This is a genomic window from Pseudoalteromonas sp. BMB (assembly GCF_001709235.1).
GTDB classification, from domain to species: Bacteria; Pseudomonadota; Gammaproteobacteria; order Enterobacterales; family Alteromonadaceae; genus Pseudoalteromonas; species Pseudoalteromonas maricaloris.
Genome location: NZ_MBQA01000057.1, coordinates 14,283 through 26,331, shown reverse-complemented (window position 1 = coordinate 26,331; position 12,049 = coordinate 14,283). Strand labels below are relative to the sequence as shown.

Here is a 12,049-nt window from a genome sequence, read left to right as displayed (position 1 = left end):
CATTAAGGAAAAAATCATGGCATTTCCAACTTCTGTAAACGACCAAATCACTGACTCAGTCACCCAAGCAAACGTAAAAGTACTAGGTGATGCTCCAGCAATGTCAATGGGTAACTTGTTCCAAGCAACTTCACAAGCGCTTGCAAACGCAGCTCATAATGCAACCACAGCTCAGCAGCAAATGGCTGTTACAGCTCAAGCTGCCACCACTATGGGTGTTACAACCCTCTATTCGATAGACACAGCAACTACAGGTATTGCAACGAAGAAGATCCTTGCAAGTAGTTAACACCAAAGTGAAGTGCTGTGCTCCATCAGCACTTCTTCATCAAAAAAGAGAATAATATGAGCGAATTACACCCTGAGGTCACCTCAGCAGATCCCACAATTTGCAGTTCTGGAAAAGCTGAAACACAAGATAGCCAAACTTGTGACTCAGACACTCTTGGCATAGCGCCGGTAGAGGCAAACGATGCTAGGCTACCGATCGCCCCGCAAGACCTTGACTCATCCGAGCAAATGCAATCGCAGGAAATTCAGCACCCTGCTTCCGTGCAATGCGCCGCTTTTGACTACATTTATGCAGTGGGGCAAATAGAAATTGTCTTTCCTAATGAGGGAATAAAAAAGCAATTTTTACAAGCCGCAATGGAGCTCGCAGTCGATGAAAGAGCCTATTACGAAGTTTTCACTAATAAATCATTGTCGATTGGCGATCCTAACAGAGACAAGTATCTTTATCTTGCTGAGCAAGTTTCTTGGATTTTAGTCATTCAAAAACAGCTAAGTTACCACTTAACTCCCGCGACAAAAGTCGAGTTAGAAGAGCTAATTGAAGCGCTACAGCCACCTAAAGATACACTGGATCTTGTGTATACCTGTGTCATTGGGCATTCCTCTAATAACCACGACACCAATTTAGCTGAGATAGTTTGTCATCAGGTATATCATCAAACATTGTCAGAGCTGCATAATACAATTCAAAAAATTTCCAGTGCGGAAACCAATGCCATTCAAGATGTGATAAAAGCACTAGAAGTCGAACCAAATGCAGGCCGTGATGACTTTGATAGAGCTAAGAATTTTGTTGCATTTCGCTATCCAGATATCTACTTACAAACCCATAAAATGCGTCTTGGGTCCGCAACCCTGCCAAGTGCTTCTCTAACCGACATCACGTTTTCCCAATTTGACGCGGTGTCTGAACATAAGATTGTTGATATTACGCTAACCTATAAAGAAAACGCTTCTGCTAAACATCATTATTACTTTTGTCGTATCGACGTGAGTGGCTTGTATCCTTTTATCAATACAGAAATACAACAATTCCTCCCGCTGCTGAATACGATGCCACAAGATTAATGCAAAGGAAGGATAGAAATGAAGACCTCAATTCACAATGATAAAACAGTGCCAATACAGTTTGCGCCTCATGACAATCATGATACATCTATTTATGCAATTGGTGTTATTCAACCAAGCTTTCCGACCTTAAACCTCGAAAAGCAATATGAAGCTGCTGCGTTGTCTATAAAGGCCAACCCCGAAGAATTTTATAAAGTGTTCAACTATCGCGTAACCATGGACAGTCAACCTCAGTTGAGTTACAGGCCATTTTTATATTTAGCACAGCAGGCAACATGGGTTCTTACCATAAACCTGGTAGACACTTACATCCTTGAGCCAGATACACCGACACAACTGAATGCACTGATCAATACAACAGAGCAAAAAAATACTTATGTGGTTATTGGCGAGCTAACAGGTGAACATGCCGCACAGCAATACGATGACATCGCTTTACCAACCGCCACCGTAAAACATCTAATTGCAGTTACCGATATCAAAGTTCCAATACTCAAAGATGGTAAACCAGCCAATCAACAGCTTGAACTGCCAGCACTTAAGCCCACTATCGGGTTAACTAAAAAAGACAGAGCCAGTAACTATTTTTTAAGTCACTTCTATCAAATCGTCGTTGATAGCAGCCAACACTTATTGATTGATGATATTCAAGCTATTCAATTGCAACACATACACTCTGAACCAATGCGCCACGTTGTTGAGTTTATTCTGTGTAGTTCAGATCGTAGCCGCTATGCCTGTAATATCGACGTAACCAACCACTATCCTTTTGTTTCATCCAGACTAGCGCCATTTGCGAAAAGTATTTAGGGAGGCTTCATGAACCAATCATTATCCACTCAACAAAATTTGCCACTTAGTCAGAGGTTGGCCAACGGTGAAACAAACTCAGAACCTTCAACCGTATCCACAAACTTTGTCTATGCCGTTGGTGTGATAAATGCCCAATTTCCGACCCTTAATCTAGAAAAAGAGCTATATCAAAATAGCTTAATGGGCAACCAAGAAACACAGCTTCCCATGTTGGAGAACGTCAATGATGACATTGCGCTACAAAGGCTCAACAGGAATAAACAACTTAATCAAGAGCTGTTTAAAGGCTTAAGTTTAGGTAAAAATCGTTACATAGCGCGCAGCATGAAATGGGTCTTGGATAATCGCTACATTGAGCAACTTTATACTTTACTCATTCCAACGGATGAACTGCTAACTCAATGTATTACTGCACTAGATCGAACAACAAATGGTGAAACCGGACAAGTGGTGATTATCGGCGAAATGCACTCACCAAACACAGTACTAGTTAGTGCAATCATTCCAGTGATGGCACTGCCATTTGGTGAGGTGTTACACGGCGTCAAGGCAAATAACGATCAGTTTCAAAACCTTGTTACTGAAATAACTTCGCTCAATATATCTAGAGGTAATAGTGACGCAATGCGCGCGTTAAACTATGTACTATATAACAACCCTACGATATACCAACAGTCATTTCACCTTTACTACCAAAGCCGCCAAGATGGTCCTAATCCCAATGGTTATCAGCTGATCAATGTCGACGTCAATGTTAACAACAGTGGAGATAGAGTTGCTGCAGATGTTATTTTTGTCTATCAAGGGATTAATACTGGCGCGATGCAGTTTTGGCGCAGTCGAGTAGATGTCACTGGTGAATATCCATTTGCCGTGTCGAATTGGGAACAATATTTACCAAGCAACCACAGTTAACACGATAAAATATGTAGTCTGTCTCAAAACGTTGCCTGTCCACTGATTTTTATTATGATTACAACGATATATTGCAAAGCTGCGCAGTTCTTTGCATAAGAACTGCGCGGAACGTTTGGCTATTGCTTTTCTACTTTGCCATCTTTCATCACAAAGATGACGTTTTCCATCACACTAATGTCTTTTAGTGGGTTACCTTTAACCGCGATTATATCAGCAAGTTTTCCCGCCTCAAGTGAGCCCAATTGTGTATTTTGCTTGAGTAACGTCGCTGAGTTAATAGTGGCAGCCTGTAAGGCTTGTAGCTCAGTCATGCCAAATTTCACCATGCGGCTAAACTGCTTACCATTGTCACCGTGAGGATAAACACCAGCGTCAGAGCCAAACACCATATTCACGCCTGCTTTTACCGCTTTTGTAAAACTAGCACGCTGAGTTTCACCCACCTTACGTTCTTTATCCAAGCTTTCAGGCAAAATACCTGCCTTTTCGCCCTCGCCAAGGATATATTCCGTATTGTAGATGTCCATAGAAAAGTACGTGCCTTTGTCTTTGGCTAGCTGAATGGCTTCATCATCAACAAAACTTACATGCTCTACTGAATTCACACCTGCTTTAATTGCAGACTTGATACCATCCGTGCCGTGCGCGTGGGCAGCAACCGTTAAACCGCGTAAGTGTGCTTCGCTCACAATCGCCGTCATTTCCTCTTGGGAATATTGCTGAGCACCCACTTTAGTGCCTTTAGATAGTACGCCACCCGTTGCACAGAACTTGATTAAGTTAGCGCCATATTTAATATTTTCACGTACCTTTTGCCTTACTGCCCAAGGACCATCAGCCACCCCTTCTGAAAATACTTTATGCTCATGGGTTAGGAGGTTGTTGTCACAATGGCCGCCAGTGATCCCAAGTGAAGGACCTGCTGCGTTCACACGTGGGCCTGATACGTCACCATCAATAATGGCATCACGCAGTGCGATGTCAGCATAGCCAGCAGCACCGAGGTTACGAACAGACGTAAAGCCCGCATCTAGTGTGCGCTTGGCGTTTCTAACACCAGTAATTGCCGCACGAGGTGCAGTGCGTTGCAACCTTTTGTAGCCATGAACATGTGCGTCTGAAGTTAGGTGGACATGCATATCAAATAGACCGGGTAATAATGTGTGGCCACTTAGATCTATCACTTCGGCACCTTTTGGATAGGCTTTACGATTTGATTTTCCGACTGAGATAATTTTATTGTCTTCAACGACCACCGTTGCAGGGGAGATAAGCTTGCCTGTCACCACATCAATCGCAGAGTCAGCATTTAAAACATACGTTTGCGCGTACACACTGCTTGAAACAAAGAGTGCCGTGCTCATCCATATTTTTTTATTCATGTTACTTCCTCATTTTTTGCTTGAGTGTAGAAAGAATATGGCTTGCAAACAAACCGATCGCGACCAATAACTGTTCCTATTTCAAAAAAACTATGTTTTTCTGTCTATTATCACTTTGTTAAACCAGAATAATGCAATGGCGGTTATAGCTGCGATAGCGGCAAATAGCCCCCACATTAACTTTGGTGCCGCCATTTCTTGCACCAACACTTTATAGCTCCAACCAGATAAAAATCCAGCAAATAAGAAGCCCAGCGCCATAGAAACAAAGTAGTACCCCATATACAACGCAGCTTGAGATTGAGGCGCGATACTCGCGACATACTCTTGGCTTTTAGGAGAGGCAAGCATTTCACCAAGCGCGATAAGCAATATGACAGTGACAATGAGCTGACCGCTTAACCAGTCGCTATCGCTAAGTAATGCGATAAACGCAGCCGCCATCACCAGTAAGCCTGTAACTAACACATAAAATGGTCTAAATCGCTGACAGAGAAAGCTCACCAAAATTTGTGCGACTACGATCGCTGCAAAGTCTAAATTAATGAGATACTCAGGGTTGATTTGACGATATTGTACGAGTTGTTCAGCAAGGGCTTGTGCTTGGTGCTGTGAAAGTGTCTGTCCATTATCGTGAAGCGCATTTAGCGTTTGTAGTATCAACTGTATTTGCTCATGCGGGACATTCACTTTGAGATGAACCCATTCAAGCCTAATGGTTTCAATGGATACTGCGCCGCTTTCCTTAAGCTCGTTGAACAGCGCAAAAATGGCAGCAGTTAACTTATCAATATCAACATGTGCTAAAAACGCGACGCCAGAATCGCCAAACCACGCCAATATATCTCGGGTATCTGCATAATCACGGATATACACAGGTAAAGTATAAAAAAGCTGATTATAAACAGTCCAAAAGCCTGCAAGGATCAGCAAATATAACGCAAACGGCAGGTTACTCACCTTCATCGGTTGTTGCCACCAAGCTTTAGTCGGTGCTCGATTTATGAGCACTCTGTCCCACGCCCAGTTAGCTACTAACCATATTGCAATCCAAGTAAACGCTTGACTGTAGTTAGAAAATCCAACTCCTGCTGACATCAATAGCGCCAGTGCGACAAACAGCGTAAGTGCTAAACGCGTATTACCCAGCACCGACTGCGCGGTTTTTAATACTTGAGTAAAAGATTGCTTGGTTTTAGGTAATGTTTGCGGATCTTTGTAAAATAACATCAAGGGAATAAAGTTTATGGCAATCCAAATCGCCGACATCATAAATACCGCATCCCAGCTAATGGCTCGCATATATCCCGCAACCAATGGACCTAAAAATCCACCAATATTCACCATGGTATAAAAGATCCCAAACCCAAGACCACGATTACCATCGTTTGTGCTGTGGCTTACGGTGCCAACGACCACAGGTTTAAAGCAGGCGGCACCTAGGGCAACAAAGCTCAGCGCGGTAAAGAACGGCCAAAAACTCTGTGCCTGTCCCAATAAATAATAGCTTGGCGTCATGATCAAAAATGCAAAAAAGAACATCTTTTTATACCCAACGCGATCTCCTAGCGCACCAGTTACAACAGGCAAAAGATATAAAAAGAAGGGAATAATACCCTGTACCGCGCCACGCTCTATATCAGTAAAGCCAATACCACCTTGCGACTTCGGTGTTGTCATATAAATTGATGACACGGCGAAGAAGCCATACCAAGCGAGCCGCTCAAATATTTCCATGATATTCGCAATGTAAAAAGTTCGACCAAACCCAGACGGCGACGTTGACCGATTTGCCTCATTGAGATCTGGTTCACACCACTGCTGCTGATTTTGCATAATGACAATACCTGTTATCTTTGTTATTTTATATTGCATACAATATACACAAATAATAACGAGAGAAAAGTATCATGTCTTTATTTTATCTATTCCATACCTTTTATTGGCGAATACCCTCTATGCAAAAGCCTCGGCTAGTATTTGCTCCTCTAATTGCAATACTTGCTTTACTCAGCGGATGTAAAACTACGAGAAGCGATATTGCCGCTATTCCAAGCCCCGCTGATATGCGCTCTGAAATAAGCGTTAATGGTCGAGTCAGCACGTTGAGACACATTGATATCCAACATGTTGGTAAACAAATTCCGCTGACTTATAGCGATGGAAAAATAGCTAATTCGCGGGGCTATGACTGGTGGGTGAGTAAGCATTTTGCGCTAAAAAGTGACTTTCCTGAGGACAAAGTAAAACTCTATTTAGAATTACTAGAAATGTCTTACCCTCACTATGTTGAATTGTTTGGTATGGCGCCTGCAGCGATTGATAAAAAGAGAATTGCTGTCGTTTATGGCAGTTCACGCCAACGTACAAAAGAAGCCATGCTGGACGACGGTTTTTTGCGAGGCGTACATAAAACGGCTGGTGGCGAAACCATGTTTTATAACCGCGCAGGGTACAACTTTCCGAGTCATCGCCAGCATCACCAGCGCTACATCGTGATCCATGAAACCATGCATGCGTTTCATATGGCTCTGAACGGTCACTCAACTTGGGCACCCAATTGGATCACTGAGGGGATGGCAGATGCCATTGCAAGCCACGTATATGATCCAAATAAAAAGCAGTTAACTGTGATGGTTTTCGACCGTGCTCCAATGAATTATCTGCACTTAGGTTTACAGCAGTATCACCAAAATGGACAGCCATCTTTCGAAGCAATCAATGATGATCCATCACTCAAACGCGGGCTCAACTTTTTTATCGTACATTTTTTATTGAGCGACCCGGAGCGATATCAATATTTTAAACGCTTTATCGGCAAATTAATGGACGCAAACCCGCACTCTGAAAACACCTTGCCAACTGCAAATGCTCTCTTAAAACGGACCTTCCCCAATTGGCCCCAGCTTGAACAGCAGTTTGCAGCGTTTGTGCGCTCTGCCACGCCAAGTTTTTATATTGTCGATGGGCCTTGGGAGCAAAACGGTGCCACATATTGGCTCAGAAATACCGAAAGCAAAACACTTAATCGTCTCGACATTCATCCAAACTTCTCTTCTACACATGCCGTGATGGATTTTCCTACACCAGATAAAACACCTCTAATCAACTCACTTGATGAGAATAGTGTTGCAGCACTAATCGACTTCGAGCCGGAGCAGATTAGACGTGGGGAAATTGGCTTTGCGTTAATCGCTGATTTAACAAACCAAAGCTTAGATGCGCGTCTTGGACGCTCTGAAGTTGAAGAAGTTGATTTTAGTAAAGACAACTTACTGCAATTTACCCTTCAAGAAGGAGTAAAGTTAACGGTCTCAAGCAATCAAGCATTGTTTCCCGCAAAGTCTATCGCACTGCTGCCGCAATTACGCATGGATATCAAGCAATATCATCAACTTGCGCTCACGTTTTCAAAGCAGGACAATGCGCTAGTTATTAAAATGAAAACACAACATCATGAGCAACTGGCTAGGTTACAATTGAGCCAAATCGACATTTCAGCGCTTAGCTTGCAAAAAATCAGTCTTCTTGGCCGAAATAATAATCATAAAATAGCGCCCTACTTTGCCGCCCATGATTACTTGATCACGAATGAACAAACCACTAATCCCTGGCACTTTAAAGATGCATCGCTACTGCGCAGAGCCTTTAATACCTGTGTGGAATATAGCGCTCAGTTAAGTGACTGTATGACCCCACTTCGCGAAATATTTAGCAAACAGAAATCAAGGACAGTCACTGAAACTGAGAATAAAACCCTCAAGCGCTTGATGCAGCAATGGCAATCAACCCTTGGCGACGATGCGCTCTTTACGCTAAGTGGTATCAACATCCAGAACTACTTTTCTGATGGATTGCACTATCTTTACGTCAACAATCCCAGTATCCATGATATTGCGCTAACTTACGGTAACTACAAAAAAATTCTAGCTTCAGGTGAACACCGTGTTCTATTGCCAAAACATACCTTTCAGAACTTAGTGATTAGTTGGAACGGATTAACACAACAAAAGCCTCTTCAAACGCCAGAGAAACCTTTTGATGGGGTAAAAATGGAAGTAACTATTCGAGACAATATAACCATTACGCTAACCGGTCCCTATTCAGGTGCATCGAGTGGCATATTACGCGTCAGTTTTACCCCATTTCAATCATTTAAAAATGATGAGCCACTTTGGCAACTACCCGTTACCTTCGCACCTTATGAAAGTAAAACTTTTAACGTAGATAAGTTACAAGGATTAAAAAATGGATTACTTGAGATTACAGGCGAATTTGACGTTGATGGTGAACCAATTAGGCTGGTTAAAATAATCAATTTGTAGAAACAATTAGTTGAAAATCTGCAAAGCCAAATAAAGTAGAAACGACGGTTTTGTGCAAATAAGATTGTGCACTTTTCATACAGTACACACGACTAGCTGCTCCCTCAACCTGAGCGGGCAGTTAGACATTTACAACCGGATTAAATTGGCCGTCTACGTATGTTCATATTACGTAAAAAGTCGCTGGCTTTGCGAAATATTACTTCGCCGCCGTAAATTGCGATGCTCACAATAAGCCTCTATCGAATCTGCGCTACCAATCGCACCGTGAAAAGTTTGCTCAAGCTGGGTAGTAAGTTTCAGCCAATTACGTGCTTCTAGACCTAATTGCTCCAAAATAGGTTCTTTACGCGGATCGATAACCCCGGGTTTATCAGCACGAATGCATCTTCCTGTAGAATCAACTAAGTCTAGATATGACCGTAATTCAAAGGGTATACCTTTGTGCATATGTCTTTTGGTGTTTCCTAAAAACCGCGCTAGATACTTTGGCTGTTTGCATTTTTTTGCAAGCTCACACCTAAGTTTTATGCTGGTATGTTCTGAATCTTCGGGGTTACTAGCTAACTCTGCACGAATTGGATTTAAGTCTACGTAAGCCATGCATGCTAACAAAGCTGAAACATCAAGCAAGGCCTGAGATTTAAACCTCCCTTCCCAAAAGTGTCCGGTACATTCATCCTCTTGATTAGCACGTCGAGCGATGTGCTCATTAAGCCCTCTCATAAACCAGCTAATACTCGCTAAGCGGCTTCTGTATTCATTTATTTCTTTGCTCAACACACCTTTTTGCCCTTCGTTTAAGCATTCACCTTGTAAAAATTGCTGAGCGTGTGAAGATACCTTATAAAGCTTGCTCCAGCGCAGTAAAATGGCTTTATCATTGAGCCTTTGTGCTTTTTTATCATCGATATACAACACCACATGGGTGTGATTAGGCATTACCGCATAAGCACAAACATCCAAGCAAAATATTTTGGATAGAAAGAGCAATCGCATTTCAACCCAGGCTCGTCGATGCTCATAAGATTTGCCAGTCAGCATGTCTTCACCGCACAAAAAGGCTCGGCGGACGCAACGTGACACACAATGATAATAATGTGTATTTGACAAGTTGATTTGATACTTCCTTGCTAATCCCATTGTTCACTCCTTGAACATGCAAATGCTAATTGAAGAAATTAAAGCTTAGGCACATACCTTCAATTTGTAAACATCAACATAAATGTACCTGTCCATAGTTATTCGTTACTTTTTATTCCGAAAAATGGGGTGAATCTGCAACTTTCAGAGCTGTGCTCAACACCACGATTTACCGCTAAGGTTTTGGAAGAAAATAAATATCTCGGCTCAGGCCATCGTTAAATTGTTGCCGTCTTACCTTAACGCCACCTAGCTTTTCAACCAAAGCTCGAGCAACTCCATTATCATCATTCATGTAAGTCTCGACAGTTTCCCAATTAAATACATTGTAAGCGTGTTTTAATACAGCGAGTGAAGCTTCCGTTGCAACTCCTTGGCCTCTCGCCTCGGGTAGCACCCACCATGTTAATTCTTTTGGCCATTCTTTGCCTTGCCAAAAACCACATGTACCAACATAGCTATCATTCGACTTTAGTTGAATTACCCACACACCAAAACCAAGTAAATACCAAGAGCCTACATCAGCTTTAAGCCTAGCCCAAGTTTGCTCTATTCCTATTGGACCACCATACATTTTCGAAGCAGATCCGTCTGTATAAAATTTTTTATAGGTTTCAAAAGCGTCTTTATTGGGTGCGACCAATCTTAATCGATTCGTTTCAATCGTTGGGATCATATCTGCTATTCCTTTATTTTACGGTTTAATGTTGGTGTACAAGCAAAACAAAATAACACTGTATATAAAAACAGACATCTAGAATCAAAAGACGAAAGATTATGCAATTATCTAAAACGACATAGGTTAAGCTTAAGTCCCTGTCCCTTAAAACTTATAACTAGATAAACACCAATTTCGCATCCTGCAATGACTACGGTATCTAAATAAAGTAAATGGCAAGCTGTTAGCGTTAGGTCTTAGTCGTTGTCCTAACACTAACAGCTATAAAGATATGATTAATCAGGCTTTAGTTAATTAAAGTGGATGTCCTTTAAAGTGCGCTTTACAAATGGCGCTTTAGCTTTTCCATACTCATCTTGGGAGGCTATACCTTGCGCTATTACTAATTGCTTCTGAGTTTCATACTCCGCACGCGCGTCAGGATTACTGAGCATATAAGCTTTAAACTTTTCTTGCTTGATATGTTCTTCACTCCCTTTTTCAATAGCATGAGCATGCACTTGAAACAACTCACCTTGATACATCACCGCGATGTCTTTTCTAGGACGAGTATCAGGAAATGGATTATCGCTGTGCTGATCTTTAAAGCCTACATTTTTAAGATGTTCAACAGTTTGCGTTAATTGCCCGGGTTTGTATAACACAGAGATATCGATGATCCCTTTGCCGGCAACCTTAAAAGAGCTTGAACCAAAGTGTAGAAATTCAAGTTCAGGGTGTGCTAATGCCATCATCACTTCTTCTGCCACTTCAACAAATATTTCACGCCATGGATTAAAGCTAGCTGGGACTAATTGGTAAGGGACGAATTCAATTTTTGACATGCCTGTCCTTTTAAATTTTTATATAAAATAGTTAGAACCAATAAACTGGGTAATGCCGCTTGGGGTTGCGCGACATATTGTTCACAGACAGCGCGACCAATAACATCAGCAGAGCCCCCATCAACACGGGATAAAATGCATACATATATCCCAAGTTATGAACCGACTCACCACCAATAATGGCGATTAGCGCGGTCGCTCCACCGGGTGGATGCAAGGTTCGAGTAAAGTGCATTACAACAATTGAGAGCGATACCGCAAGCGGTGCTGCAAACAGACTCTCTTCTCCAAGCAAAATAAAAATGCTGACGCCGAGTAAAGCTGAAAAGAAATGCCCGCCCAGTAAATTCCTCGGTTGAGAGAACTCTGCCATAGGAGCGCCATAGAGTAAAACAGCAGTTGCACCAAAAGAGCCAATGAGCAATGCGCTGCCAACACCATATGGTAAAGCGAGGTTAGAAATCACCGTAATCAACAAGATCCCCACCATTGCACCAACCCATGACCAAAGGATTTTCTTAAGCGGTTTTCTCGGAGGACACACACCTTTGGAGGCCATTCTTTTAAAGTAAACTTTCATGCTACCTAACAACCTTCGAG

Annotated in this window: 11 protein-coding genes; 5 read left to right on the top strand and 6 right to left on the bottom strand. The window is 42.2% G+C overall.

What is annotated here, in order from left to right; translation table 11 throughout:
* Positions 1-16: 16 nt before the first annotated feature.
* From BB427_RS04050 to BB427_RS04035, 4 genes are read left to right on the top strand one after another with little or no spacing between them, the layout of a single operon-like run.
* Complete coding sequence (locus BB427_RS04050) at positions 17-289, top strand: RebB family R body protein (RefSeq protein WP_010371716.1); 273 nt, start codon at positions 17-19, stop codon at positions 287-289.
* Between the two features lie 56 nt (positions 290-345).
* Positions 346-1,362, top strand: a complete 1,017-nt coding sequence (locus tag BB427_RS04045; RefSeq protein ID WP_069019026.1) for a hypothetical protein — start codon at positions 346-348, stop codon at positions 1,360-1,362.
* A gap of 18 nt (positions 1,363-1,380) precedes the next feature.
* On the top strand, positions 1,381-2,175 hold the full coding sequence (locus BB427_RS04040) for a hypothetical protein (protein WP_069019025.1): 795 nt from the start codon (positions 1,381-1,383) through the stop codon (positions 2,173-2,175).
* 9 nt (positions 2,176-2,184) lie between these two features.
* Entirely contained in the window at positions 2,185-3,093 is a 909-nt protein-coding gene (locus BB427_RS04035) for a hypothetical protein (RefSeq protein WP_069019024.1), read from the top strand.
* A gap of 119 nt (positions 3,094-3,212) precedes the next feature.
* On the opposite strand, the gene BB427_RS04030 is transcribed toward BB427_RS04035, so the two are convergent.
* Both BB427_RS04030 and BB427_RS04025 read right to left on the bottom strand, forming a co-directional pair.
* Positions 3,213-4,478: a Xaa-Pro dipeptidase gene (locus BB427_RS04030; RefSeq protein ID WP_069019023.1), complete on the bottom strand. Its 1,266-nt coding sequence runs from the start codon at positions 4,476-4,478 to the stop codon at positions 3,213-3,215.
* Between the two features lie 90 nt (positions 4,479-4,568).
* On the bottom strand, positions 4,569-6,314 hold the full coding sequence (locus tag BB427_RS04025; protein ID WP_069019022.1) for an MFS transporter: 1,746 nt from the start codon (positions 6,312-6,314) through the stop codon (positions 4,569-4,571).
* 74 nt (positions 6,315-6,388) lie between these two features.
* On the opposite strand from BB427_RS04025, the gene BB427_RS04020 reads away from it, so the two are divergent.
* Positions 6,389-8,803: a hypothetical protein gene (locus BB427_RS04020; RefSeq protein ID WP_069019021.1), complete on the top strand. Its 2,415-nt coding sequence runs from the start codon at positions 6,389-6,391 to the stop codon at positions 8,801-8,803.
* 168 nt (positions 8,804-8,971) lie between these two features.
* On the opposite strand, the gene BB427_RS04015 is transcribed toward BB427_RS04020, so the two are convergent.
* The 4 genes from BB427_RS04015 to BB427_RS04000 all read right to left on the bottom strand — a co-directional run bounded on the left by BB427_RS04015 (position 8,972) and on the right by BB427_RS04000 (position 12,029).
* Positions 8,972-9,946: a transposase gene (locus BB427_RS04015; RefSeq protein ID WP_069019020.1), complete on the bottom strand. Its 975-nt coding sequence runs from the start codon at positions 9,944-9,946 to the stop codon at positions 8,972-8,974.
* Positions 9,947-10,121: 175 nt separating this feature from the next.
* Entirely contained in the window at positions 10,122-10,622 is a 501-nt protein-coding gene (locus BB427_RS04010; protein WP_069019019.1) for a GNAT family N-acetyltransferase, read from the bottom strand.
* Between the two features lie 293 nt (positions 10,623-10,915).
* Complete coding sequence (locus tag BB427_RS04005; RefSeq protein ID WP_069019018.1) at positions 10,916-11,449, bottom strand: GrpB family protein; 534 nt, start codon at positions 11,447-11,449, stop codon at positions 10,916-10,918.
* A 31-nt stretch (positions 11,450-11,480) separates the two neighbouring features.
* On the bottom strand, positions 11,481-12,029 hold the full coding sequence (locus tag BB427_RS04000) for an HPP family protein (RefSeq protein WP_039495654.1): 549 nt from the start codon (positions 12,027-12,029) through the stop codon (positions 11,481-11,483).
* Positions 12,030-12,049: the final 20 nt, after the last annotated feature.